At 71.8% G+C, this 24,526-nt stretch carries 21 protein-coding genes; 8 read left to right on the top strand and 13 right to left on the bottom strand.

From position 1 onward, the window contains the following. Nucleotides 1-29: 29 nt before the first annotated feature. Nucleotides 30-632 carry a TetR/AcrR family transcriptional regulator gene (locus SRB5_RS02345; protein WP_323376836.1) on the bottom strand — a complete coding sequence of 201 codons (603 nt, stop codon included), beginning with the start codon at nucleotides 630-632 and terminating at the stop codon, nucleotides 30-32. An 80-nt stretch (nucleotides 633-712) separates the two neighbouring features. Here SRB5_RS02345 and SRB5_RS02340 point away from each other — a divergent pair, with 80 nt between their 5' ends. After that, nucleotides 713-1,558, top strand: coding sequence for an SDR family oxidoreductase (locus tag SRB5_RS02340; RefSeq protein ID WP_153449658.1), 846 nt, complete (start codon nucleotides 713-715; stop codon nucleotides 1,556-1,558). A 187-nt stretch (nucleotides 1,559-1,745) separates the two neighbouring features. Then, the gene (locus tag SRB5_RS02335; protein ID WP_153449657.1) at nucleotides 1,746-2,576 is read left to right on the top strand and encodes a hypothetical protein; all 831 of its coding nucleotides are present in this window, start codon (nucleotides 1,746-1,748) and stop codon (nucleotides 2,574-2,576) included. Between the two features lie 120 nt (nucleotides 2,577-2,696). Here SRB5_RS02335 and SRB5_RS02330 read toward each other — a convergent pair whose 3' ends face one another. Both SRB5_RS02330 and SRB5_RS02325 read right to left on the bottom strand, forming a co-directional pair. Continuing rightward, on the bottom strand, nucleotides 2,697-3,062 hold the full coding sequence (locus SRB5_RS02330) for a hypothetical protein (RefSeq protein WP_153449656.1): 366 nt from the start codon (nucleotides 3,060-3,062) through the stop codon (nucleotides 2,697-2,699). Then, nucleotides 3,059-3,343, bottom strand: a complete 285-nt coding sequence (locus tag SRB5_RS02325) for a hypothetical protein (protein WP_153449655.1) — start codon at nucleotides 3,341-3,343, stop codon at nucleotides 3,059-3,061. The genes SRB5_RS02330 and SRB5_RS02325 overlap by 4 nt, the downstream gene beginning before the upstream one ends. Nucleotides 3,344-3,360: 17 nt before the next feature. Here SRB5_RS02325 and SRB5_RS02320 point away from each other — a divergent pair, with 17 nt between their 5' ends. Beyond that, on the top strand, nucleotides 3,361-3,576 hold the full coding sequence (locus SRB5_RS02320) for a GntR family transcriptional regulator (RefSeq protein WP_228389686.1): 216 nt from the start codon (nucleotides 3,361-3,363) through the stop codon (nucleotides 3,574-3,576). 136 nt (nucleotides 3,577-3,712) lie between these two features. Here the strand turns inward: SRB5_RS02320 and SRB5_RS02315 are convergent, their stop codons facing one another. Genes SRB5_RS02315 through SRB5_RS02300 form a run of 4 tightly spaced genes read right to left on the bottom strand, consistent with a single transcriptional unit; the run spans nucleotide 3,713 to nucleotide 8,280 of the window. Then, nucleotides 3,713-5,074: a GH1 family beta-glucosidase gene (locus tag SRB5_RS02315; RefSeq protein ID WP_323376832.1), complete on the bottom strand. Its 1,362-nt coding sequence runs from the start codon at nucleotides 5,072-5,074 to the stop codon at nucleotides 3,713-3,715. 32 nt (nucleotides 5,075-5,106) lie between these two features. Continuing rightward, a complete protein-coding gene (locus tag SRB5_RS02310) occupies nucleotides 5,107-5,946 on the bottom strand; it encodes a carbohydrate ABC transporter permease (RefSeq protein WP_153449654.1) in 840 nt (279 codons plus the stop codon). Between the two features lie 13 nt (nucleotides 5,947-5,959). Further along, nucleotides 5,960-6,955 carry a carbohydrate ABC transporter permease gene (locus SRB5_RS02305; RefSeq protein WP_153449653.1) on the bottom strand — a complete coding sequence of 332 codons (996 nt, stop codon included), beginning with the start codon at nucleotides 6,953-6,955 and terminating at the stop codon, nucleotides 5,960-5,962. 5 nt (nucleotides 6,956-6,960) lie between these two features. Then, nucleotides 6,961-8,280 (bottom strand): ABC transporter substrate-binding protein, encoded by a 1,320-nt coding sequence (locus SRB5_RS02300; protein WP_153449652.1) that lies wholly within the window; start codon nucleotides 8,278-8,280, stop codon nucleotides 6,961-6,963. A gap of 165 nt (nucleotides 8,281-8,445) precedes the next feature. On the opposite strand from SRB5_RS02300, the gene SRB5_RS02295 reads away from it, so the two are divergent. After that, complete coding sequence (locus SRB5_RS02295) at nucleotides 8,446-9,762, top strand: ROK family transcriptional regulator (protein WP_323376826.1); 1,317 nt, start codon at nucleotides 8,446-8,448, stop codon at nucleotides 9,760-9,762. A gap of 6 nt (nucleotides 9,763-9,768) precedes the next feature. On the opposite strand, the gene SRB5_RS02290 is transcribed toward SRB5_RS02295, so the two are convergent. After that, complete coding sequence (locus SRB5_RS02290) at nucleotides 9,769-11,157, bottom strand: NADP-dependent succinic semialdehyde dehydrogenase (protein WP_153449651.1); 1,389 nt, start codon at nucleotides 11,155-11,157, stop codon at nucleotides 9,769-9,771. Nucleotides 11,158-11,349: 192 nt separating this feature from the next. On the opposite strand from SRB5_RS02290, the gene SRB5_RS02285 reads away from it, so the two are divergent. Together SRB5_RS02285 and SRB5_RS02280 are read left to right on the top strand one after the other, a co-directional pair. Next, nucleotides 11,350-13,728: a penicillin acylase family protein gene (locus SRB5_RS02285; protein WP_153449650.1), complete on the top strand. Its 2,379-nt coding sequence runs from the start codon at nucleotides 11,350-11,352 to the stop codon at nucleotides 13,726-13,728. A 198-nt stretch (nucleotides 13,729-13,926) separates the two neighbouring features. Continuing rightward, a complete protein-coding gene (locus SRB5_RS02280; RefSeq protein ID WP_153449649.1) occupies nucleotides 13,927-15,303 on the top strand; it encodes a uracil-xanthine permease family protein in 1,377 nt (458 codons plus the stop codon). Between the two features lie 79 nt (nucleotides 15,304-15,382). On the opposite strand, the gene SRB5_RS02275 is transcribed toward SRB5_RS02280, so the two are convergent. The 3 genes from SRB5_RS02275 to SRB5_RS02265 all read right to left on the bottom strand — a co-directional run bounded on the left by SRB5_RS02275 (nucleotide 15,383) and on the right by SRB5_RS02265 (nucleotide 20,308). Next, nucleotides 15,383-18,160 carry a DUF7825 domain-containing protein gene (locus tag SRB5_RS02275; protein WP_153449648.1) on the bottom strand — a complete coding sequence of 926 codons (2,778 nt, stop codon included), beginning with the start codon at nucleotides 18,158-18,160 and terminating at the stop codon, nucleotides 15,383-15,385. Further along, nucleotides 18,157-19,545 carry an SWIM zinc finger family protein gene (locus SRB5_RS02270; protein WP_153449647.1) on the bottom strand — a complete coding sequence of 463 codons (1,389 nt, stop codon included), beginning with the start codon at nucleotides 19,543-19,545 and terminating at the stop codon, nucleotides 18,157-18,159. Before SRB5_RS02270 ends, SRB5_RS02275 begins: the two co-directional genes overlap by 4 nt. A gap of 136 nt (nucleotides 19,546-19,681) precedes the next feature. Beyond that, on the bottom strand, nucleotides 19,682-20,308 hold the full coding sequence (locus SRB5_RS02265; protein WP_153449646.1) for a hypothetical protein: 627 nt from the start codon (nucleotides 20,306-20,308) through the stop codon (nucleotides 19,682-19,684). 126 nt (nucleotides 20,309-20,434) lie between these two features. Between SRB5_RS02265 and SRB5_RS02260 the strand changes: the two genes are divergently transcribed. Then, nucleotides 20,435-21,112, top strand: a complete 678-nt coding sequence (locus SRB5_RS02260; RefSeq protein ID WP_323376821.1) for a class I SAM-dependent methyltransferase — start codon at nucleotides 20,435-20,437, stop codon at nucleotides 21,110-21,112. Here SRB5_RS02260 and SRB5_RS02255 read toward each other — a convergent pair. Together SRB5_RS02255 and SRB5_RS02250 are read right to left on the bottom strand one after the other, a co-directional pair. Continuing rightward, a complete protein-coding gene (locus tag SRB5_RS02255) occupies nucleotides 21,097-21,795 on the bottom strand; it encodes a DUF5984 family protein (RefSeq protein ID WP_153449645.1) in 699 nt (232 codons plus the stop codon). The genes SRB5_RS02260 and SRB5_RS02255 overlap by 16 nt on opposite strands. Next, on the bottom strand, nucleotides 21,792-22,820 hold the full coding sequence (locus SRB5_RS02250) for a LacI family DNA-binding transcriptional regulator (RefSeq protein ID WP_323376819.1): 1,029 nt from the start codon (nucleotides 22,818-22,820) through the stop codon (nucleotides 21,792-21,794). The genes SRB5_RS02255 and SRB5_RS02250 overlap by 4 nt, the downstream gene beginning before the upstream one ends. A gap of 249 nt (nucleotides 22,821-23,069) precedes the next feature. On the opposite strand from SRB5_RS02250, the gene SRB5_RS02245 reads away from it, so the two are divergent. Further along, on the top strand, nucleotides 23,070-24,467 hold the full coding sequence (locus SRB5_RS02245) for a glycoside hydrolase family 16 protein (RefSeq protein WP_153449644.1): 1,398 nt from the start codon (nucleotides 23,070-23,072) through the stop codon (nucleotides 24,465-24,467). Nucleotides 24,468-24,526: the final 59 nt, after the last annotated feature.

Here is a 24,526-nt window from a genome sequence, read left to right as displayed (position 1 = left end):
GGTAAGCCTGCCGACGGCCACGCGATGGGCTAGTGATGTCCATCGGAAACTTGGAGGGAGTCGAGCCAGTGTAGGAGGCGGGTGCCTTCGCGGGTCATGATGTCCGGGTCGCGCAGGGCGTTGGCCAGGAGTGACATGCCCTGGTAGCCGGAGATGAGGGTGAGGGCCAGGTCGGCCGGCTTGGGCAGGTCCAGCTCCCGGAATTGGCGTTCGGTCCAGTTCAGCAGCCGCCGGATGACCGCCCCGGCCTCGGCGTCGAGGATGCCGTCGGCGCGCTTGTCGAGCTCGACCGCCAGGGTGCCGGTGGGGCAGCCGTAGCGGGCGGCGACGTCACGCCGGTCGATCCACGCTTCGATCAGCGCCTTGAGGCGGTCGCGGGGGTCGGCCAGCTGCTCCAGCTGGCCGGTGAGTTCGTCCAGGTGCGCGCTGTGCTCGGACAGGGCCGCCTGGACCAGCTCGTCCTTGGTCTTGAAGTAGTAGTACACGTTCCCCACGGGGACATCCGCCTCGCGTGCGATGTCGCTGAGGGTGGTGCGTTCGACCCCCTGCTCGTGCAGAACCCGGGCCGCCGCCGCGGTCAGCCGTTGACGCTTCTGCGACGCCCGTACCCGCCGATTCACTGAGTTGGTCACCCAACTAACTATAGACAGCCGCTGGGAGAGGTGTGCTACGTTCGTGCAAGTTAGCCAACTAACTCACTTCTGGAGTCGTGATGATCGCAGTGACGGGTGCTACGGGGAACATCGGACGGACACTGGTGGAGCTGCTGACGGGGGCGGGCGAAGAGATCGTGGCAGTGTCGCGGCGACCTCAGCCCGCCGGACTGGAGGGCGGCGTCCGCTGGGCCCAGGCCGACATCGGGACCGCTGCGGGCCTGCGACCCGCCCTCGAAGGAGCCGGAGCCCTGTTTCTCCTGCTGGGCGGCGAACTCAACAGCCAGGGCGAGAGCCCGACCACCCTGCTCGACATGGCAGCGGAGGCCGGGGTCGAGCGGATCGTCCTGCTCTCGTCGCAGGTCAGCGCCACCCGCCCCGAGGCGGCGTCGCATGCCCGCCTGCGGGAGTTCGAGTCGGCCGTACGGGCGTCCGGGCGCGACTTCACCATCCTGCGCCCCGGCGGGTTCGCCTCCAACACCTTCGCCTGGGCCGAGACGGTCCGCACCCGGCGTACGGTCTTCGCCCCGTTCGGCGACGTGGCCCTGCCCGTCATCGACCCGGCGGACATCGCCGCGGTCGCCGCAGCCGCACTGCGCGAGGACGGCCACGCGGGCCACGTATACGAGTTGACCGGTCCCGAGCCGATCAGCCCGCGCCGGCAGGCGGCGGCCCTTTCGGAGGCCTTGGGCGAGGAAGTGACCTTCGTGGAGCTGTCCCGCGAGGACGCCCACGCCCACATGGCCCAGTTCATGCCGGAGCAGGTCATCGCCGGCACGCTCGACGTACTCGGTGTTCCGCTCCCGGAAGAGCAGAAGGTCAGCCCTGATGTGGAGACCGTCCTCCACCGTCCGGCCAGCCCTTATGCCGCGTGGGCGTCACGCAACCTGCCGGCGTTCCGGTAAGCCTGCCCCGCGCCGGGCGCACACAAGACCGTGCGTCCGGCTCGCGGTGTCGGACGGCGCGCAGGCTTCTGGCCTTCCACGGCTGCTCGCGAGTGCGATCATTCCGTGGCCCTGGACCCGGGCGTCGCGTCACACACGCACGTCAAATTGCTGGCGGCCCCCTTGTGGATTTGGCCATTCTGGGGCGATGGGTAACCGCGCGAACTTCGTCGTTGTCCGCGAGAGCGGTGAGTACGAGTTGTACTACTCCCGGTCCGGTGCGTTGGGGCTTGACCTCGACCTGCTGGCAGGGCCGGCGGAGGCGCTCTCGATGGTTCGGCGCCAGGGGATGGACGACCGGTGGCTGGACGACGTGTTCTGCGAGGGAGCGGCGCTGATCGACCTCGGTCGGAAGGTGCTGATGTTGTTCGCCTGGGAGGGGCCGAGCACCGTGATGCGGTACCGGGCCGCGACCCTGGAGTTGCTGCGGGAGGCTTGGGCGGGGTGGGACGTGCGGTGGACGTACGACGGGCTCGCAGAGTTGCGAACGTACCTGGGGCTGGACCCGGAGCTCGTTCGTGACCGCGATATCGGTCCCTCCTTCGGAGGGCTGCTGGAAACGGACGACGAGGGGCTGAGGGAACCAGCGCCGATGGCCGCGGTCGTGACGGTTGGGGCGAACCGCTGCTACGTGGTGGCGAATGTGGCCGACCATCCGGTCCGGAAAGGGCCCGCGCTGCTGAACCGACTGGCGGGCGGTCCGGAGCACGGTGTATGCCGGGTGCCCGCCGACGCCGGGATCCATGTTGATTCCTTGCGGCATCAGGTGGGCTGGTGGGTGCTGGCGTCGTCGGCGCAGGCGTATGAGGTGCCGCAGCGATGGCCCGGCTGGACGGTGGAGTTCTGGGAGGACCGTTGGGAGGAGCACGTCCGAGCGAGCGCCGGACAGTTCCAGCCACCGCCCGTCGACCATGAGCGCGCGTTGGCGGAGGTCCGGACGAAGGCCGAACGGCGGCGGTCGCTTGGCCCAGCTCGCTGACTACCCTTCTGCCGCTGTCCGGCCAAGATCTGTCCGGCCGGCTGTCCGTACGATGAAGGGCCCCTGACCGCTCCTGTCCGGGAGGGGCCGGGGCCCTTCTGTCGTTGAGTCCGCTGTCCGTCAGCGGCCCCCGTCGTCCGCCGCCGGCTTCTCCAGGATGACCGGTCCGATGATGTCCGGGTTGTCCGCCACGGTGAGGACCCCTGGCCGCGCGGAGGCTGGGGCAGCCAGGCGCTCACCGCGCATCGTGGCCACGTCCACGGCGTCCCGCAGGGCATGGGCCAGGTACGTCACTGCGATCCGGAGTTCAGCCTTCGAGGTGTCGGCGAGGCGGGCCAGGTCCTCCGCGCGTTCGGCGTCCCGGGACGCACCCACCAAGATTTCCAGTTCGTAGACGTCGGCCATGGTGTTCACGATGCCGTCGCCCATGGTCGCGTACGCGGTTCGGCCGTCGTCCTTCCAGGGAAGCCGCCGGAGTTCGCTCACCGGGCCACCTGGCCCATCGTGGCCAGTACGGCCGCGCGTCGCCGCTCACGCTGGAGGCGCGCCTCCAGCTGCCGCACGGTCAGGGGCGGTGTTCGGTGCGCACCCGTGGATGGCAGCAACAGTTCGAGTAGACGGCAGATAGCATGCACCACGTCGGTCACTCCTTCGGTGATCCGGCCACGCTCCGGGGTGTTGACGCACTGCCGGAGCACTTTCATGCGCAGCTTATAGCCCTTCTTGCAGAAGTGGTACTTATTCTGCGGATGCGACTTGTGCCTCAACGGGTGACGCTTGCCCCATGACTGCGCCCCTGCCCCCATACCTGGCAATCGCTGCGGCCCTACGCACGGAGATCGAGTCCGGGGCCCTGGCGAAGGGTGACCGACTGCCGTCCGCCAACGAACTGGCGAACCGCTTCGAGACGACGAACGCGACGGCGTACAAGGCCGTGAAGGTGCTTCAGGCCGAGGGGCTGGTGGTCAGCGTGCGTGGGTGGGCCACGTTCGTAGCTTGACCCTGTGTACCAGACCGTGCGCGGGCGGAAGCCCTGACATCCTCCGCCCGCGCACGGCTTCGGGCCCGCAGACCGGTCATCGGTCGGTGGTGCAGTTACCGTCGGACGACGGGCCCTCTTCGGTGAAGCAGCTGGTTCAGTCCGTCACCGAGCTCTCCTTGTGTGCCCGGATGATGTCCGCGTACCGATGCCCGCTCGTCTTGATCGTGCGGCGTTGCGTCGGGAAATCCACGTGGACCAGGCCGAAGCGCTTGTCGTAGCCGTAGGCCCATTCGAAGTTGTCCAGAAGGGACCAGGCGTAGTAGCCCGCCAGGGGGGCTCCCTTGCGGATGGCGCTGGCGCAGGCCGCGAGGTGTTGTTCCAGGTACGTGGCTCGGTCCGGGTCGTTGATCGTGCCGTCGGGGGCCACCGTGTCGGGGAAGGCCGAGCCGTTTTCCGTTACGTACAGGCGGCGGACTCCGTAGTCGTCCGTCAGGCGCAGGAGCAGGGATTCGAGGCCGTACGCGCCCACCTGCCAGTCCATGCCCGTGCGGGGGACGTTCGGGAGGCGGACCTCTTGGACGTGCGGGACCGGTTCCGAGGGGGCGTCCGAGACCGTGACCGGGAAGTAGTAGTTCAGGCCGTGCCAGTCCAGGGGGGCCGCGATCGTCGTATCGTCGCCGGGGCGTTCCGGGAGGTCCACGCCGTACAGCTCGCGCATGTCGGCGGGGAAGCCGCGGCCGTAGACCGGGTCCAGCCACCAGCGGTTGGTGTGGCCGTCCATGCGGACCGCCGCCGCCAGGTCCTCGGGGCGGCTGGTCGCCGGTTCGACGGGGGAGTGGTTCGTCACCAGGCCGATCTGCGCGCCCGGTGCCGTCGCGCGCAGGGCCTGCGTGGCCAGGCCGTGGCCCAGCAGGAGGTGGTACGAGGCCCGTACCGCCGCCTCCAGGTCCGTGCGGCCGGGGGCCATCTTGCCCTCGAGGTAGCCGATCCAGGCCGAGCACAGGGGCTCGTTCAGGGTGGCCCACTGGGTGACCCTGTCGCCCAGGCGGCCGGCCACCGCGGCGGTGTACGTCGCCAGGTGTTCGGCGGTGTCGCGGACCGTCCAGCCGCCGCGGTCCTCCAGTGTCTGCGGGAGGTCCCAGTGGTAGAGGGTCACGCTCGGGGTGATGCCGGCGGCGAGGAGGCCGTCCACCAGGCGGTCGTAGAAGTCCAGGCCCGCCGTGTTGACCGGGCCGTCGCCGCCGGGGACGACGCGGGGCCAGGCGATCGACAGGCGGTACGTGCCGACGCCCAGCGCCCGCATCAGGGCGATGTCCTCCGGCCAGCGGTGGTAGTGGTCGCACGCCGTGTCGCCGTGGTCGCCGTTGTCGACGGTGCCGGGAGTGTGGGAGAAGGTGTCCCAGATCGAGGGGGAGCGTCCGTCCTCCGTGACCGCTCCCTCGATCTGGTAGGCGGAGGTGGCGGTACCCCAGGCGAAGTCGGGAGGGAAGGCGGCGAGATCCGTCGGATTGAGCACAGAGAGCCTCTCGGAGGGTGCGAGGGGTGGGGCTACTTGACCGCGCCGGCCGTGAGACCGGCGACGAGGTAGCGCTGCAGGAGCAGGAAGCCGGCGACCACGGGGACGCTGACGACGAGGGAGGCGGCCATGATCTGGTTCCAGTACACGTCGTTGAGGGTGGAGTAGCCCTGCAGACCGACGGCGAGGGTGCGGGTGGTCTCGTTGGTCATGACGGAGGCGAAGAGCACTTCGCCCCAGGCGGTCATGAAGGCGTACACGGCGACGGCGACGATGCCGGGGATCGCCGCCGGCACGATGACCCGGAACAGGGCGCCGAGCGGTCCGCAGCCGTCGACCAGCGCCGCCTCGTCGAGATCCTTGGGCACCGAGTCGAAGTACCCGATGAGCATCCAGATCGAGAACGGCAGCGAGAAGGTCAGATAGGTGAGGATCAGCCCGCCGCGCGAGCCGAAGAGGGCGATGCCGGTGGAGTTGCCGATGCTGACGTAGATGAGGAACAGGGGGAGCAGGAAGAGGATGCCGGGGAACATCTGCGTCGACAGCACCGTCACCGTGAAGACCCGCTTGCCGCGGAAGGTGTAGCGGCTCACCGCGTACGCCGCGAAGACCGCGATCACCACCGAGCACACCGTGGCCGCGCCCGCGACGATCAGCGAGTTCACGAAGTAGTCGGCGAGCGGGACGGTGGACCAGATGTCTATGTACGGGCGTATCGTCAGCTCGCTCGGCAGCCAGCGGAAGCTCTGGGTGACGTCCGCGAGGGGTTTGAGGGAGCTGGTGAGCATGACGTACACCGGCAGCAGGACGAAGCCGGTGAGTACGGTGAGGAAGATCCGCCGGGACCACAGGAACGAGCGTGGCGCGGCCATGGGGGACGCGGGTTTACGCGGCATGAGAGGCCTTCCGTCCGCGTGAGGTGACGGCCAGGTACACGCCCGTCACGACCAGCAGGAACAGCAGCAGCAGGACCGACATCGCCGCCCCCGTGCCGAAGTTCCAGGTGACGAAGGACGCCTGGTAGATATGGACGGATATGAGGTCCGCGGCTTCCGGGGCGGACTTGCCGAACAGGACGTAGGGCGTGTTGAAGTCGTTGAACGTCCACAGGAAGAGGACCAGGATCAGTACCTGGTTGACCGGGCGCAGCGACGGCAGGGTGATGCGGCGCAGCTGCTGCCACATTCCGGCGCCGTCGAGGGCGGCCGCCTCGTACAGGTCGTTCGGGATGTTCTGCAGTCCCGCCATCACGATGAGGAAGGCGAACGGCCAGCCCTTCCACACCGACACCGTGAGCAGGGCATAGAAGCTGTTGTCGCCGATGAGCCAGAACGACGGCTTGTCGGTGAGGTGCAGCTGGTCGTACAGGACGTGGTTCACCAGGCCGTTGTCGTGCTGGAACATGAACACCCAGGTGATGACGGCCGCGTACACCGGCAGGGCGTACGGCACCAGGAACAGCGCCCGCAGCAGGCCGCGGCCGCGGAAGGCGTCCTGCATGAAGACCGCGGCGGTGGTGCCGATCAGCCAGCACAGGCCGACGGACAGCAGGGTGAAGCCGACGGTGACGAAGAACGAGTGCAGCAGCGCCTCGCCCACCGGGGCGTCGATGTCCACCGACACCTTGTAGTTGTCCAGACCGGCCCAGGGGGCGGCCCCCCAGTCGCGGATGTAGAACTGCGTGAGCTCCTTGAAGCTCATCACGATGCCGATGATCATCGGCACCAGATGGACGAGGAGTTCGAAGAACAGGGCGGGCAGGAGCAGCAGATACGGCAGGCCGATACGGCGGAGCCGCCCGGGACGGCGGCGGCTGCTCCCGCTCGCCGTCCCGGAGGGCTCCTGGTGCCCGGCCACCTTGACGGTGGTCGTGGTGGTCATCGCGCTCACTTCGCCGGCATCTGCTGCTGCGCCTTCTCCAGCGCCGCCTTCACGGAGTCGTCGGTCACCGGACGTCCGGCCGCCGCGTCGGCGAACAGCTCCTTGACCGCTGTGCCGACCACGGTCTCGTACTGCGATTCGGCGGCGACCTGCGGAAGCGCCGCGGCGCTGGTGGCCAGGGTGTTCTTCAGGACGGCGTTGGCCGGCGTGTTGAACGCGGCGTCCTCCTGCGCGGCCTTGACCGGCGGGATGGAGCTGTAGGCGGTGTTGAGGATCTTCTGTTCCTCGTCGCTGGTCATGAACTTCACGAACTGCGTCGCGCCGTCGAGGTTATCGGTGTTCTTGAAGACGGCCATGTTGATGCCGGCGACCATCGAGTTGGTCTGGGTGTCGGTGCCGGGCGTGCCGGACTGCACCGGGACGGGGGCGATGCCGTAGTCGGACTCGGCCATGCCCTGGGACTTCAGGTTCGCCGAGGCGGACTGCCACAGCAGCATGGCCGTCTTGCCGGTGGCGAAGTCGCTGACGGACTGGTTCTGCGCGTACTCGGCGTTGCCCTGCGGGATGACCTTGTCCTTGGCCATCAGGTCCACGTACTGCTTCACCGCCGCGACCGCGTTGTCGGAGGTGAAGTCGGGCTTGCCGTCGGGCGTGAAGAAGGCGGCGCCGTGCTGCTTGCCGAAGACGAAGACGTGGTGGATGTTCTCCGACACGTTGGCGCCCTCGGCGCCCAGGACCTGCTTGCCCTTGGCCTGGATCTTCTTGCCGTCGGCCACCAGCTCGTCCCAGGTGGCCGGGGGCTTCGCGATCCCGGCGTCGGCGAAGATCTTCTTGTTGTAGTAGAGCGCGTACGCCATCGAGTACAGCGGTACGGCCGCGGGGTCCTGGCCCTGGACGCCGGTGGAGCCGAGGGCGGACTCGACGAAGCGGTCCTTGCCGCCGATCTTGCCGAATTGCTTGTCGTCCCACGCCAGCAGCCCGCCCGTGGCCTGCAGCGACGCCGACCAGGTGTTGCCGATGTTGAGGACGTCGGGGCCCTGGCCGGAGGTGGTGGCGGTGAGGATCCGGTTGAGCAGATCCGACCAGGGGACCACCTCGACCTTGACCTTGATGCCGGTCTGCTTCTCGAACTTGTCGAGCTCCGGCTGCAGGACCTTCTTGTCGATCGCGATGCTCGCGCCCTGGTTGGAGGCCCAGTACGTGAGGGTCTTCGGCGACTTGTTGGAGCCGCCGTCGTCCCCAGTGGAGCCGCCCCCACAGGCGGCCGCCGTGAGAGCGAGGGTGAGGGCGGCGACACCGGCGGTCACGGCTCTGATTGTCTGCATGGCTCCAGGGCCCTTCGACGGGGGAGCGCCATGTGGTGGACAGGGCGGCCGGCCCTGAGCCCCATGGCTTAATTTATACCGTGACTTAAGCGGTGGTCGAAGGTCCCGTCAAGGGGTCATGCAGATGTATGTTTGACAACAAATATTTCAAGGTGAGGGGGCAGCGTGGCTGCGCGAGTCAGTCGTACGGTGCGTGACCTGCGGCGGGAGAACCGCACCACGGTGCTGGAGCGGTTGTACGTCGACGGTCCCCTCAGCCGCTACGCGCTGGGCCCCGCCACCGGACTGAGCTCCGGCTCCATCAGCAACGTCGTCGCCGAGCTGATCGCCGAGGGGCTCGTGGAGGAGGCCGGCAGCGTGGACTCCGCCGGCGGGCGGCCGCGCACCCTGCTGCGTATCAGCCCGCACAGCGGCTATCTGATCGGCGTGGACATCGGCGAGACCCGGATCCGCATCGAGCTCTTCGACCTGGCCCTCACCGAGTTCGGCCGGGTGGAGCGCCCGCTGGCCGCCGAGGGACCCGGCCGCTACGAGATCGACGTGGTCGTCGGCCATGTGCGCGAGGGCATCGCCGAGGTCATGGACCGCACCGGCATCCCGACGGAGGCGCTGCTCGGCGTGGGCATCGGCGTGCCCGGCATCGTCGTCCGGACGCCCCAGGAGGGCGCCGTGGTACACGGGCAGACCATCGGCTGGGACGCCGTACGCCTCGAGCGGCTGCTGCGCGACTCCTGGCACCTGCCCGCGTCGGTGCCCTGCTTCATCGACAACGGCGCCAAGACCCTCGGCCAGGCGGAGATGTGGTTCGGCGCGGGCCGCGGCGCCCGTACGGCCATCGTGGTGCTGCTGGGCTCCGGCTCCGGCGCCTGCGTCGTGGACGACACCCGGCGCGGGCGGGGCCTGGAGTGGGGGCATCTGACGGTACGGGTACGGGGACGCCGGTGCCGCTGCGGCGCCCGCGGCTGTCTGGAGGCGTACGCGGGGGCCGGGGCCCTCGTCGAACGCTGGGCGGAGGCCGGTGGCCGGGCGCCCGCCGCCGGTGACGAGGAGAGCGCGCTGACCGCGATGCTGGCCGCCGCCCACCCCGTCCCGGGCGCGGACGGGACGACGCCGGACCCCGACCCGGTGGCCCTGGCGGTGCTGGAGGAGACCGCGGAGTACGTCGGGGCGGGCTTCTCCGACCTCATCAACCTCTTCCAGCCCGAGCGCATCCTCGTCGGGGGCTGGGCCGGACTGCTCCTCGGCGACCGCTTCCTGGACGCCGTACGGAAGTACGCCACCGCCTACTCCCTGGTGTATCCCGCCGGCCACGTCCAGCTCAGCCTGGGCACGCTGGGCCCCGACGCCGTCACGGTCGGCGCCGCGCTCCTGCCGCTCGCCGACTTCTTCGCCCGCGGCGGCCGCCGGGAGCAGCTCGCCCCCGAGGAGGCGACGCCCGCTCCCGTATGGCAGTCGACACTGGCGGAGCGGGCGGCGCGGTGAGGCTTCTTACGCCTGCCAGACCGTGGTCGGGTTGCAGAACTCACGGATGCCGTGGCCCGACAGCTCCCGCCCGTAGCCCGAACGCCTGACGCCGCCGAACGGCAGGGCCGGGTGGGAGGCCGTCATGCCGTTGAAGAAGACACCGCCCGCCCGGATGTCCCGTACACAGGTCTCGATCTCGGCGTCGTCCCGCGTCCAGACGTTCGAACTCAGGCCGAACGGGGTGTCGTTGGCCAGCTCGATGCCCTCGTCGAGGTTCGCGACCCGGTACAGGGTGGCGACCGGGCCGAACGCCTCCTCCCGGTGGATCCGCATCCCCGGAGTGATCCCGGCGAGCACCGTCGGCTCGTAGAACCAGCCCTGCGGCCGGCCCGCGGGCCGGCCGCCGCCGCACAGCACCGCCGCGCCGTGCTCCACCGCGTCGTCGACCAGCTCCTCCAGGTCCGTGCGGCCCTGCTCGCTGGAGAGCGGGCCGACCTGCGTGGACTCCTCCATCGGGTCGCCCACCGTCAGCGCCGTCATTCCGGCGACGAAGGCGTCGCGGAACGCCTCGTAGACGTCCGTGTGCACGATGAAACGCTTGGCGGCGATGCACGACTGCCCGTTGTTCTGCGTCCGCGCCGTCACCGCGGTCTTCGCCGCCGCCTCGATGTCCGCGCTGGGCAGCACGAGGTACGGGTCGCTGCCGCCCAGCTCCAGCACCGTCTTCTTGACCTCGTCGCCGGCGATCGAGGCGACCGAGCGCCCGGCCGGTTCGCTGCCGGTCAGCGTGGCGGCGGCCACCCGGTCGTCGCGCAGGATGCCCTCCACCGCGCCGGAGCCGACGAGCAGCGTCTGGAAGCAGCCCTGCGGGTAGCCGGCGCGGGTGAACAGCTCCTCGAGGTACAGGGCCGTCTGCGGTACGTTCGACGCGTGCTTGAGCAGGCCCACGTTGCCGGCCATCAGCGCGGGGGCGGCGAAGCGTACGACCTGCCAGAGGGGGAAGTTCCACGGCATCACGGCCAGCACCGGGCCCAGCGGCCGGTAGCGGACGTACGCCCGCGAGGCCCCGGCGTCGGTCACGTCGGACCGGTCCGGATGCTCGTCGGCGAGGAGTTCCTCGGCGTGGGCGGCGTACCAGCGCATGGCCTTCGCGCACTTCGCCGCCTCCGCGTTCGCGGCCGCGATCGGCTTGCCCATCTCCGTGGTCATCGTCCGGGCGATGTCCTTCCGGTCCGCCTCGAGCAGATCCGCCGCCGCGTTCAGCAGCCGCGCCCGCTCGGCGAACGCGGTGGTGCGCCAGCCCCGGAACGCGGCGTCCGCGAGGGCCAGGCGCCGCTCGATCCCCGCCGCGTCCAGCGGATCGAAGGTGCGCAGTGTCTCCCCGGTGGCGGGATTGACGGTGGCGATGGGCATGAACGTCCTCCTCGGCTCGCACGTCGCCCTCGGGCGTCCGACGGCAGCCGGGCGCCGCGTACGCGTCCAGCCTCCCTCATGTACCGCGCGGGCGCAGCACGGCGTACCTCTGCGCGAACCATTGACGGGCCCGGCCGCATCTGCTGATCTTCACCGTCGACACCCGCACCCAACGGTCCGGTCGGAGGCCCGATGAGACGCCGCACACGACGGCTCCTCCCGCTCGCACTCGCCCTGCTCACCGCCGTCTTCGGCCTCCCGCCCGCGGCGGCCGCCCCCTCGGCGCACCCGAGCCACGGCCGGTACTCGGCCGTCATCCGCTACACCGAGTACGGCATCCCGCACATCACCGCCCGCGACTGGGCCGACCTGGGGTTCGGCAACGGCTGGGCGCAGGCCGCCGACCAGATCTGCAACCTCGCCGACACCTTCGTCACCCTGCGCGGGGAGCGCTCCCGGTACTTCGGGCCGGACGGACCGCCGGACAGCGCGCTGTCGTCGGCGTCCACCAATCTGGCCGGTGACCTGTACTTCCGCGGCATACGCGAGGCGGGGACCCCGCAGCGGCTGTACGAGCAGAAGGCTCCGGCGGGGCCGAGCCGCGAGGTGCGGGAGATGACGCGGGGCTGGGCGGCCGGCTACAACGCCTGGCTGGCGCAGAACACGGTCACCGATCCCGCGTGCGCGGGGGCTCCCTGGGTGCGGCCGGTGACGGAGACGGATGTGGTGACGCGGGCCTACGCGCTCGCCGTCCTCGGCGGGCAGGGGGCGAACGTGGACGGGATCACGGCGGCCCGGCCCGCCGCTGTCGGTACCGCGCCCGCCCCTTCCGCCCTCGCCTCGGCTGCTCGAGGCCTGCTCGACCCGGACATGGGCTCCAACGCCGTCGCGTTCAGCGGCGCCACCACCGCCGACGGCCGCGGACTGCTCCTCGGCAACCCGCACTATCCCTGGCAGGGCGGGCGCCGCTTCTGGCAGTCGCAGCAGACCATCCCCGGCAAGCTCGACGCCGCCGGCGGCTCCCTCCTCGGCTCCGTCAGCATCTCCATCGGCCACAACGCCGACATCGCCTGGAGCCACACCGTCGCCACCGGCGTCCCGGCCAACCTCCACCAGCTGACCCTCGACCCCGCCGACCCCACCGTCTACCTCGTCGACGGCAAGCCCGAACGGATGACCGAACGCACGGTGACCGTCGAGGTCAAGGACGGCCCGCCCGTCACCCGCAGCCAGTGGTGGACCCGGTACGGCCCCGTCGTCACCGCCTTCGGCCGCCAGCTCCCGCTGCCCTGGACGGCCACGACCGCGTACGCCCTCAACGACCCCAACGCCGTCAACCTCCGCGCCTCCGACACCGGCCTCGGCTTCAGCCGCGCCCGCAGCGTCGCCGGGATGCGCGACGTGCTGCGCCGCACGCAGGGGCTGCCGTGGGTGAACACGATCGCCGCGGACCGGTACGGGCACACGCTCTTCACCCAGTCCCAGGTGCTGCCCCGGATCACCGACGACCTCGTCGCGCGCTGCTCCACCCCGCTCGGGCGCGCGGTGTACCCCACCTCGGGGCTGGCGGTTCTCGACGGCGCCCGCTCCGACTGCGGTCTGGGCAGCGATCCGGACGCTGTGCAGCCGGGGATCCTCGGGCCGTCGCGGATGCCTTCGCTGACGGATGCGCCGTACGCGGTCAATTCGAATGACAGTGCTTGGCTGGCCAACGCCGAGCGGCCGCTCTCCGGGTACGGGCGGGTCTTCGGTGACTACGGGACGGCGCGGTCGCTGCGCACCCGCGGTGGGCTGGAGGACGTGGCGGCGATGGCTTCCGGGGGCGGGCTGCGGGTCGCTGATCTGCAGCGTCAGCAGTTCGTGACCGGTAATCGGGTGCCGGCGGGTGCTCTCGTCGCCGGTGACCTGGCCTTGGCGTGCGCTGCGCTGCCCGGAGGGACGGCGACCACGGGCGACGGGCGTTCGGTCGACGTGTCGCGGGCGTGTCCGGTGCTCGCGGCGTGGGATCGCACCGCGCTGCCGGGGAGTCGGGGGGCGCTGCTCTTCGACCGGTTCTGGCGGCGGGCGGTGGGGCTGGGCGCCTCGCTGTGGACGGTGCCGTTCGATGCCGCCGATCCGGTCCGTACGCCGCGTGGGCTCAACGCCGCGGCGCCGGGGGTGGCGCGGGCGCTCGCCGAGGCCGTCGCGGAGCTCGACGGGGCCGGGATCGCGCTCGACGCGCCGCTGGGGGAGCACCAGTTCGTCGTACGGGACGGGCGGCGGATTCCCGTGCCGGGCGGGACCGAGGGGCTCGGGGTGTGGAACAAGACGGAGGGCAGCTGGACGCCGGGGGAGGGCGGCTACACGGAGGTGACGACGGGCTCGAGCTACATCCAGGCGGTGGGCTGGGACAGCACGCGCTGCCCCGTCGCCCGCACGCTGCTGACGTACTCGCAGTCGTCGAACCCGGCGTCCGCGCACGTCAGCGACCAGACCCAGCTGTACTCGGCGGGCCGCTGGGTCACCTCCCGCTTCTGCGAGAAGGACATCCGGCGCTCACCCGGGCTGCGGGTGGTCCGCGTGCACAGCTGAGCCGTCCGTGATGCGGGCGCGGCGGTGGGCCGGCCGCCGCGCCTCGTATCATTGCGGACGCGCAACCCGGTGGGCCCGAGGTGAACGGGCCAGGTCAGGTGGATGGCGGTCCGGGTGGTCCGGTGCCGGGGCGGTGCGTGGAACCGACCGCTGATCTTGTACTTTCCGTTCGGCAAGTACACGAACGGAGAGTGTTTTATGTCAGGTTTTGGGTGGAAGCTGCACGGAGATGGCCGGCAGCTGAGACCGGGGGAGGTCGTCAAGCCCGACGAGCGGCTCAGCTGGCCCCGCACGATCGGGCTCGGCGCGCAGCACGTCGTCTCGATGATCGGTGCCTGCTTCGTCGCCCCGGTGCTGATGGGGCTCGATCCGAGTCTGGGCCTCATGGCCTCCGGTGTCGCGACCCTGCTGTTCCTGGTCATCACCCGCGGCCGGATCCCCAGCTATCTGGGGTCGTCGCTCTCCTTCGTCGGTGTCGCGGCGGTCATCGGCAGCCAGGGCGGCGGGCCGGCGCAGCTCACCGGCGCGCTGTTCGTGGTGGGCCTGGCGCTGGCCGTGGTCGGTGTCGTGGTCCAGCGGCTGGGCGCGAAGGTCATCCACGCGGTGCTGCCGCCGGCGGTCACGGGCGCCGTCGTCATGCTGATCGGCTTCAACCTCGCCCCGGTCGCCGCCGGGACGTACTGGCCGCAGGACCAGTGGGTGGCGCTCGCCACGATGCTCTTCACCGGCCTCGCGCTCGTCGTCCTGCGCGGGTTCTGGTCGCGTATCGCGATCTTCCTGGGCCTGGTCTTCGGTTACGTGCTCTCCTGGGTCCTCGACCTCTCCCTCGGGAAGATCCACTCGGCGGACGGCAGCGGAAAGGTCGTCGACCACTGGCGGCTCGACCTGACGCCGGTCAAGAACGCCGACTGGATCGGCTTCCCCGACATGCACGCGCCCTCCTTCAGCGCGTCGGCGATCGTCGTCGCCCTCCCCGTCCTGATCGCCCTGGTCGCCGAGAACACCGGTCACATCAAGGCGGTCGGCGAGATGACCGGCGAGTCCCTCGACGACAAGCTGGGCACGGCCATCGCCGCGGACGGCGCCGCCACCATGATCTCCACCGTCGCCGGCGGCCCGGCCACCACCACGTACGCCGAGAACATCGGCGTCATGGCGGCGACCCGGGTCTACTCGACCGCCGCCTACACCTGTGCCGCGCTCTTCGCGCTCCTCTTCGGCCTCTGCCCGAAGTTCGGCGCCTTCGTCGTCGCCATCCCGGGCGGCGTGCTCGGCGGCATCACCGTCATCCTCTACGGCATGATCGGCCTGCTCGGCGCCCAGATCTGGGTCCGCAACAAGGTCGACTTCAGCCAGCCGCTCAACCTGATCCCGGCCGCCGCCGGCGTCATCGTCGGCATCGGCGGCGTGACGCTGAAGATCAGCGACAACTTCGAGCTCAGCGGCATCGCCCTCGGCACCCTCCTGGTGCTCACCGGCTTCCACTCCCTGCGGTGGCTCTCGAAGGCCTCGGGCACGTCGCAGGAGCCCCTGCTGGACGCCGGCACGACGCGGTACGACGACCCGGCGGCGTAACGGCGTCAACGCCTGACGGCACGCGCTCGCAGGAGCCCTGCGCCCGGATCCCTCCCGCGGATCCGGGCGCAGGCTCGTCTCAGCCGCCGGTGACCGCCAGCGCCGTGCGCAGCCGCCTGGCCTGACGGACGAGCCCGCTGCTCCCGCCCCGGTCCGCGTACGCGTCCAGCCCGGCCAGCGCCGCACCACCTGGGCGGCAGCGCTCCGCGCAGTCGGCGGCCACGGCGAGCAGACCCCCGAGCCCGTTCACCGGCTTCTCCGCCGCCAGCACCGGCGGCAGCAGGGCCGCGAGCACCGACCAGACCGCGCCCGGAACCCCGGTGGCCGCCGCCTGCGTGAGGGCGTCCGTCAGACGGGTGACCTTGACGGCGCCGTGGCGTATGAGCTCGCCCAGATCCGCCCCGAGCTGCGTCGGGTCGAGGGCCTGTCGTGCGGCGAGCACCAGCAGGGCGTCGACGGCCGCCAGCCGGTCCTCGGCCTGACGGGCACCCAGCCCGAAGGCGACGGCCAGATGCACGACCGGACCCGGCAGGCCGGGCGCCGCGGCGAGGTCCGCCAGACCCTGCACCGCGCCCTTCTGGTCGACCTCGGCGCACTGAGCCACGGACAGCAGGCGCCAGGCCGCCACGACCTCGGGGTGGTGCGGCAGCACGGCGGACGCCGCGTCCATCCTTTCGGTGTGCCAGTCGGAGGTGCTGGCGAGGCCGTCGTAGGGGCGCCCGAGCCGGGCGATCGCCGGCGGGAAGTCCTGCTGGAGGGCGAGCGATTCCCCGAGCGAACAGCGCATCGTGAGCTCCGGGGCGTCCTGGTACCAGCCGTACGTGACTTTCCCCGTCCGCAACTCGAGCGACCTCTCCGGCAGGCCGCCGGAGACGAGCCACTCCGCGAGCCGGGTTCCCTCGGCACTACCCAGTGCCCGGGCCGCGGTGATGTCGTCCGGCGCGGCACCGGCCACCCGCACCCGCAGCAGCGCCTGACCGAAGTCGATCGGCAGCGGCGTCACACCGGCCCCGGCGTATGCGTGCAGCCGCGCGATCAGCGTTGCCGGCTCCAGCGAACCGTCCCGGGTCTGCGGGGTGGCCAGCAGGAAGGGGATCCGGTGGTTGTGGACGATCGCATGCGCGACCTCGAACAGGCGCGCCCGGTACACCGTGTCCAGCGTCGCGTGTGAACTCTCCGATGTTACCCGGTGGGCCCTCTCCGTGGTCAGGGACGACGGGGTGAACACACCGGTGACGGCCCAGACGGCGATGCCGATGCCTTCCGCATAGCGGATCATCACCTCCGGATCGTTCGACCACCACTGCCTGCGCAGCAGTGGGTCCAGCGCTGTGCTCATCGCCGCCCGGTCCCGGTGGGTTGCCCGTACCAGGGCGTCCAGCGCCTGCTCGAGGTCCGCGACCGGTGGTTTCATTGACGACATCACCGCGCCCACCTCCGCCGCGACCTCCGCGGGCTCGACCGCAGCCGCGCCCAGCGGCTCCGCGACCGGCGGCGCCGGCAACAGGTCCTCCTCCGCCCCCGCGTCCGGCGCGGAGGCGTCCAGCCCGAGCGGCCCGGCGAGCAGCGCCCGCAGCTCGGGACGCAGCACCTCCGCGTACGAGACCAGTTCCTCCCGGGCCGCTTCGTCGGCGTGCTTCAGCTCCCGCACCACCAGCTTCACCGCACGCTCGGCCAGCGCCGTGTCGTCGTGCGAGAACGCCGTGCCGAGGGACGGCAGCAGGACCCCCGCATCGGTGTGCGCGCGGCGCAGGGCCTTGTCCAGCATGCTCAGCTGGCCCCGCACCAGCTTCTTCTCCGGGCGGCACAACACCGCCGCCGACACGTCCGCCAGCCGGGCCGCGTCGAGCTCGCCCGCGAGGGCCAGCTCCCCCAGCCGCTCCTGGGCGAACCCGGCCACCGGCGACGGGGCGTCAGCCACGAGGGCCGCCCACGCGGCCACATGCTCCCGGTACTCCGAGGGCGTGGGCTCCAGCAGCCGGACCAGGGCCAGCGTCGGCCGCAGCTCCTGCGGCCGGCCGCCCCTGACCAGCGCGGCGACCGCAGCGCCCAGCAACTCCCCGCGATCCACCACCCCTTCGTCCGTGAGCGCGCGGATGGCCGCGCCCCACGGGCGGAAGTCACCCTGGTCCAGCGCCCACACGGCAGCGGCGTCGGGCACCGACACCGCGCGGACCAGGAACCGCGGTGTCAGCGGGTCCTCCCGCAGCTTCCGCAGCAGCGAGTCCGCCGGCCGCCAGTCGCCCCTGGCCACGGTCCGCAGCCAGCCGAGGACCAGAGCCTCCGAATCGGGCAGCTCCCCGCCCGACCGCGCGAGCAGCCCGTGGATCAGTACGAAGTTGTCGTCCGCGTCGGTCCGCGCGGCCAGCCGCCGCGCCACGTCGGCCTGCCAGACGGGATCCCGGTGCTCGACGGCGTCCAGCAGCAGGTCCGGCTCGACCCGGCCCCAGGTCCGCAGATCCCGGGAAGACAGCCAGCCCACCGCGGCCGCCGCACCCGTCAGGCACCCGAACCCGGCGATCCGCAGCGCCCGCCGCGCGGTCTGCGCGTCATGGGTCCACAAACGCTCCCCACCGCGCATCCTGTCCCGCAGCTCCTTCAGCTCCGGCACACAGGCCTTGCGCCCCGCGTCGTCCAGCCGCCGCAGCTGAGCCACGACATCCGCCGGCGCCCCCGCCCGCACCGCCCGCAGCAGCCGCTTGCGGAAGAACTCCCGCGCCGTCGGCGTACTGGCCGTCCGCCCCGGCCCGACGTCCTCCGCCCTGAGCCCCGTCACGACCGCCTCCACGAACACCCTCCCCAGATCCGCCACCGCCTCCACCAGCCCCCGCCCGCCCCCGGGCGCGATCACGCTCACCGCACAGCCTCCCCGACCGCCGCGACCTCACCCCGGCGCACCAGCCGCACCGCCAGCGCGTGCTTGCACGGCCCGCGCCCGCCCCGGTACTTCGCCCACCACGGGCACGTGCAGCCCAGCTCCCCGTCCCGCTCGTGCACCTGGTACGTGACCTCACCCGAGCGGACCAGCCCCGTCGCCCCGTCCAGCCGCACCGCGCCCTCGGCCACCAGCGCCCGCGCGTCCCGCAGCCGCGGGTTGGCGCGCTCCACGCGGCTCGTGTCGAACGGCAGCTCCCGGTGGTAGTACGCCGCCTCCGCCACGTCGTACCCGATCCGCCCCGACGTCCCCAGATGCGTCAGACCGGCCCGAACCCGGGCGGTGTCCAGCCCCGCCCGCGCGGCGAGGTCGGCGATGTCCACGCGCGGCTCCCACGCCAGCAGCACGCTCAGCAGATCGGCGTCCTCCGCCGCGGACTCGGCCGCCAGGGACTCCAGCACCGCCCCCTCGCCGGAGAAACCGCGGGACACGGCGGGGGAGAGCGTGAGCGTCAGCCGCATCCCCGGCAGGGTGATCTCCCAGGCGGAGGCGACCGGTTCACTGCCGGCCCGCACCCCCGGCCCGTACACCCGCAGCCCCGTCGCGTGCCGCAGCACCCGGCGCAGCGTCCCCAGCCGCTCCGGTCCGGCGAGGCAGACCGCGCCGGGGACGGCCCGGGACGTGGCCCGCAGCACGCCGCCCGGCGCCGGGACGAGCCAGCGCACGGGGGCCGAGGCGCGGGACGTGCCGGTGGACAGCGAGCGCAGGAAGCGCGCCGTCTGGGCGGCGTTCAGCTCCGCCCGCAGGTCGAAGGCGGACGCCAGCACCTGCGTCTCGCCGAAGCCGCGCACCCAGCGGTCGGGCAGCGGCACCTTCTTCTCGACGACCGGACCGTCGAGCGTCGTCACGGCCATCTCGTCGGGCCCGACCCGCAGATGCAGCGGATCGTCCGGGCCCAGCAGCGACAGCGCCTCCCGCAGCGGGTTGTTGACGTCGACGTTCGTCGTGCCGTGCTCCGTCGTGCCGCCGTCCAGGCCCTCCTGGAGCACGTCGAGCCGAGCGTGCACCCCGCAGCAGGCGGAGAACGACTCGAACCGCAGCCGGTCCCCGTTGCCCGTCACCACCGGGTCGAGGAAACCCCGGCGCTCCGGCTGGTAGTACCGCGTCGCCGCCACGTCGGCCACCGCGAGCAGGCCGGCCGCCGCTATCCGGGGCCGGGTGAGGAAGCCGGCGAAGAACCGCGGGTTGCTCGTCGCGCCGCGCGGTCCGGAGCCGCCCGAGGTCTCGAGCCCCAACAGCCGTCCGTCCGGGCCGGATCCGAGCGCGGACGCGCGCCGGTACGCCAAGGTCATCGCCGAAGTCGTCATACCAGGAAGGTAGAGCAGGGCACTGACATCGACGGTTTCCGCAGGTGGGACACGGTGCCGGAGGCCCGGGCCCAGGCGATCCGGAAGGCGCCGGGACCGGAAGGGCGCGGCGACGACCCGCCACCGCGCCCGGGGTTCAGCCCTCGTACGCCGCCGAGAGCTCCGCCAGCCTCCGCCGCCCGGCCGCCCGCAGCTCCGCCGCACCGGCCCGCGCCAAATCCAGCAGCGACACCCCCTTGCGGAACGCCGTGAAGCCCAGCGCCGTCCAGTCGCCCACCCCGTCGTCGGTGACCGCCACCGCGCAGCAGCCCCGGCCGAGCACGGCGATGGCCTCCGCCGCGAGGACAGCCTCCAGACCCGCGCCCTTCCACAGCGGATCCAGCTCGACACCGCCCACCAGCAGCAGATCGCCGTCCGCCGAGGAGACCGCGGAGCGGAAGGCCGCGCTGTACCGACCGCTCGCCGCGTCGAAGACGACGGCCGCGATCCGGGCCGCGGCGTCACCGAAGTCGTCCGCCGCCCGCGCCGGGCTGTGCCCGCCGCCCTGGCACAGCCGCACCAGCTCCAGCCGGCCGATCCCGCCCGCGTCCTCGTCGTCCTCGTCGCTGCCCGGGTGGACCACGGTGACCGTCCACGCCTCCAGCGCGTCGTCGTCCGCCTCCCCCAGGGCGACCCGCTCCAGTTCGTACTCCAGCACCAGCAGTCCCGGATCGGCGGGCAACTGGTCGACCGCGGCCGTGGCCGCGCGTGCTCGTGCGCTCATGCCCGGCTCAACGATCATCACGTGCGCAGGGTGTGCCGGCGGCGGACTGATCACCTCTTCAGCCCAGTTCGGCTCTGCGTCACGGGTGGCGCTGCCCGGACGGGCGCACGGGTGACAATCGACGGCGTGACAGATACCCCCGTCCGCCGGCTGCTCACCCCCACCGAACTCGAGTCCCGCGCGGTCGTCGCCAACAACACCATGAACCGCGGACGCGGGCTGACCGGCGTCAACAGCTACGCCCGCGAGCTGGGCCTCGACCCAGCGGCGACGTTGGCCGCCAAGCCCGACCCCGCCTGGCTGGACCTGTGCAGCGGCGACGGCCGCGCCCTGCGGGAGGCGGCGGCTCGCCTTCCGGCCACGGCCGTCTTCACCGGCGTGGACCTGGTCGGCCCGCTCGCGCCCGTGCCCGTGCCGCCGTCCGTGGAACTGCTCACCGCCTCGGTCGCACACTGGCGTCCGGTGCGGACGTACGACCTGATCACGTGCGTGCACGGGCTGCACTACCTCGCCGACCCGTTGGGCGTCCTGACCCGCGCCGCCGCCTGGCTCAGCCCCGGCGGCCTGCTCACCGCCCACTTCGACCCGGCGTCCGTCCGCTTCCCCGACGACCGCCCCGCCGCCCGCCCCGTCCTCGCGGCCCTCCGCTCCGCGGGCTTCGCCTACACGGCCCGCCACCACCGACTGACCCTGGACGGCCCCCGCACGGTCACCCTGCCCTTCCGCGCCCTGGGCGCGGACCCCACCACGGGCCCGAACTACACCGGCCAGCCGGCGGTCACCGCGTACTACGCCCGCCTCTGACGCAACTCCCGTACCCCGGCCCGCACCAGCTCCCAGTCGGTACGAGCGGACCGCTCCGGTACGGGTGCCACTCGCGTCCGGTGTTCCCGCCGCAGCCGGTCGAGGTCGATCTCCACCCCGGGGACACCACCCGCCGCCACCACCTCGCGGACCCGCTCCGCCATCGCCGCCAGGAACGCGTCGTCGAACTCCCGGACGGCCGCCCGGAAGTCCTCCGTGGGGACGGCGATACGTGCCGTGGCCGGGCCGGTGAATCCGGGAGAGCGCCGCCAGTCCAGCGTCACCGTGTCGCCGTCGTCCGTCGTACGCCAGAAACGCAGCCGCGGGGCGGAGCTCAGATAGCCCAGGTTGAGCCAGTGTTCCCCGTGCCACGAGTACGCCGCCAGCACGGCGTCGGTGATCTCGTCGTCCCCCCACGGAGGGACATCGTCGGCGATGAAGGTCACCAGATCCGCCGGGACCGGCTCCAGCACCGTCGGGAGGATCTCGCGGAGGTCCTCCCAGAGGCGTGCGACGTAGTAGTCCACGTACGGCGGATCGTCCGGCCCCGTGTACCGGAGCAGCTCGTGGCTGCCGGCCTCCAGCCAGTACCAGCCGTCGCTCAGCCCGAACCAGTGCAGCTTCGGCGTCTCGTCACCCCACGGCTCGATCCGGTCCAGCGGACGGAGCCTGAAGCGGATCACGCCGACGCCCTTCGTACGAAACGCGTACGGGTGATGACCGAGGCCGCGGCCGGGACGCCCGGTGCAGAGGCACGGGGGCGGTCCAGGAGGAGGCGGACCATCAGGCGGCCCATCTCCTCGATGTCCTGGCGGACCGTCGTCAGCGGAGGGTCGCAGGATTCGGCGACCTCCACCATGTCGTCGAACCCCACCACCGCCACGTCCTCCGGCACCCGCCGGCCCGCCGCCCGCAGGGCGCGCAGGGCGCCGGAGGCCATGAGGTCCGACGCGGCGAACACCGCGTCCAGATCGGGGGCCCGGTCCAGCAGGCGGGTCATGGCCCGTTCGCCGCCCGCCGCGCTGAAGTCGCCCTCGGCGATCAGCGCGGGGTCGGCGTCGAACAGGACGTCGCGGTAGCCGTCGAGCCGGTCGAGAGCCGCCGTCTGGTCCATGGGGCCCGAGATGTGCGCGATCCGGCGCCGGCCGAGGCCCCGCAGATGCCGTACGGCCTCGCGGGCGCCGCCGCGGTTGTCGCAGTCGACGTACCGCACCTGGCGGTCGCCCTTCGCGCCCGCCCAGCCGGGACGGCCGCCGAACACCGTGGGGACGCCGAGCCGGCGGGTCATCTGCGGCAGCGGGTCGGCGTCGTGCAGGGAGAACACCAGCGCGCCGTCGGTGTGGCCGCCGGCCAGATAGCGGCCCACCCGCTCGTAGTCGCGGGTGTCCTCGACCAGCAGCAGCACCAGCTGCGCGTCGTGCACGGAGAGCTCCTTGCTGATGCCCCGCAGCTGCTTGGCGAAGAACGGGTCGTTGAACACCCGGGTCTCCGGCTCCGCGATCACCACGGCGACCGCGTCGTGGCGCCGGGTGACCAGGGAGCGGGCCGCCTGGTTGGGGACGTAGCCGAGCTCGGACACCGACGCCCGTACCCGCGCGGCCAGCTCGTCCCGTACGCCGACCGCGCCGTTGACCACCCGGGACACCGTGGCGCGGGAGACACCGGCGTGGGCGGCCACGGCCTCCAGGGTGGGGCGGGGGACTGACACGGCGGGGGGTCCTTCCGGCCGGGAGCGGGCTTCGGGGCCAGCGTAGCCACAGACCCGTGAGAGCGCTCTCACCTGTTTGGCATCAACTTCGGTTATCCGTTCAGATGTTGAAGGGGCGAAGACCGTTTGAAGAGGTTCGTGCACACCTCTTGCCGTCATGCTCATGACGGAGCACAGTATCCGCGCACCCTTTGATTGAGAGCGCTCTCAGAAACCCCCACCGGCAACCCGCCCGAAGAGAGGACTCCCTTGAGTGCCCGACGCACCAGATTCCGCGCCGCCCTCGCGGGGCTGACCGCCCTGCTGACCGGCCTCACCGCCGCCGCCCTGCTGAGCCCGACCGCGCAGGGCGCCGCCCCGCCGGACCCGTCCGGCTGGACCCGGCTCTTCCTCGACGACTTCAACGGCGCCGCGGGCAGCGGCGTGAACACCGCCGACTGGCGCTACACCACCGGCACCAGCTATCCCGGCGGCCCCGCCAACTTCGGCACCGGCGAGATCGAGACGATGACGAACAGCACCAGCAACGTCTCCCTCGACGGTTCCGGCAACCTCCGTATCACCCCCCGGCGCGACGCCTCCGGCCACTGGACCTCCGGCCGGATCGAGACCAACCGCGGCGACTTCCGGCCCCCCGCGGGCGGCACGCTGCGCGTCGAGTCCCGCATCCAGCTCCCCAACGTCACCGGCGCCGCCGCGCGCGGCTACTGGCCGGCGTTCTGGATGCTCGGCACCCCCTACCGGGGCAACTGGTGGAACTGGCCGGGCATCGGCGAGCTCGACATCCTCGAGAACGTCCAGGGCCTGAACAACACCTGGGCCACCATGCACTGCGGCACCACCCCCGGCGGCCCCTGCAACGAGACCTCCGGCATCGGCGGCCAGCGCCCCTGCTCGCCGACGACCTGCCAGGCGGCCTTCCACACGTACCGGATGGAGTGGGACCGCTCGACCTCCGTCGAGGAGATCCGCTTCCTGCTGGACGGCGTGGTCTTCCACACCGTGCGGGCCAACCAGGTCGACGCCACGACCTGGACCAACGCCACCAACCACGGCTACTTCATCATCCTGAACGTGGCCATGGGCGGCGGCTTCGTCGACGCCTTCGGTGGCGGCCCGGACGGGGCCACCGTGCCCGGCCACTCGATGGTCGTCGACTACGTCGGCGTCTGGCAGACGGGCGGCGGCGGCTCCACCGAACCGCCGCCCACCACCCCGCCGCCCACCGGCGGCGGCTGGGACGCCTACGGCACCATCCAGGCCGAGTCGTACGACAGCCAGTCCGGCCTCGCCACCGAGGCGACGACCGACACCGGCGGCGGTCAGGACGTCGGCTGGATCGCCAACGGCGACTGGGCGCTGTACCGGGGCGTCGACTTCGGTACGAATCCGGCGAGACAGTTCTCCGCCCGGGTGGCGAGCGGAGCACCCGGCGGGGTCAGCGGCCTGGTGGAGGTCCGCCTCGACAACCGGAGCAGCGCACCGATCGGCAGCTTCGCGGTCGGCAACACCGGCGGCTGGCAGAGCTGGCGGACCGTCCCGGCGAACATCGCGGCGGTGACGGGCAAGCACGACGTGTATCTCACCTTCACCAGCGGTCAGCCGGCGGACTATCTGAACCTGAACTGGTTCACCTTCGGCCACTGAGACGGCACCCGGACAAGCAGCGGCCGGGACGGGGCCACCCGTCCCGGCCGCGCGGGGAG

It is taken from the genome of Streptomyces smaragdinus (genome assembly GCF_009604385.1).
Taxonomy (GTDB): Bacteria; Actinomycetota; Actinomycetes; order Streptomycetales; family Streptomycetaceae; genus Streptomyces; species Streptomyces smaragdinus.
Note: the sequence above shows the minus strand (reverse complement) of the source record. Positions and strands in the feature narration are given on the sequence as shown.

Coding starts and splice junctions, on each gene's coding strand:
- SRB5_RS02340 (WP_153449658.1), top strand. CDS start 713: ATGATCGCAGTGACGGGTGCTACGGGGAACATCGGACGGACACTGGTG.
- SRB5_RS02335 (WP_153449657.1), top strand. CDS start 1,746: ATGGGTAACCGCGCGAACTTCGTCGTTGTCCGCGAGAGCGGTGAGTAC.
- SRB5_RS02320 (WP_228389686.1), top strand. CDS start 3,361: ATGACTGCGCCCCTGCCCCCATACCTGGCAATCGCTGCGGCCCTACGC.
- SRB5_RS02310 (WP_153449654.1), bottom strand. CDS start 5,946: ATGGCCGCGCCACGCTCGTTCCTGTGGTCCCGGCGGATCTTCCTCACC.
- SRB5_RS02305 (WP_153449653.1), bottom strand. CDS start 6,955: ATGACCACCACGACCACCGTCAAGGTGGCCGGGCACCAGGAGCCCTCC.
- SRB5_RS02300 (WP_153449652.1), bottom strand. CDS start 8,280: ATGCAGACAATCAGAGCCGTGACCGCCGGTGTCGCCGCCCTCACCCTC.
- SRB5_RS02290 (WP_153449651.1), bottom strand. CDS start 11,157: ATGCCCATCGCCACCGTCAATCCCGCCACCGGGGAGACACTGCGCACC.
- SRB5_RS02285 (WP_153449650.1), top strand. CDS start 11,350: ATGAGACGCCGCACACGACGGCTCCTCCCGCTCGCACTCGCCCTGCTC.
- SRB5_RS02280 (WP_153449649.1), top strand. CDS start 13,927: ATGTCAGGTTTTGGGTGGAAGCTGCACGGAGATGGCCGGCAGCTGAGA.
- SRB5_RS02270 (WP_153449647.1), bottom strand. CDS start 19,545: ATGACGACTTCGGCGATGACCTTGGCGTACCGGCGCGCGTCCGCGCTC.
- SRB5_RS02265 (WP_153449646.1), bottom strand. CDS start 20,308: ATGAGCGCACGAGCACGCGCGGCCACGGCCGCGGTCGACCAGTTGCCC.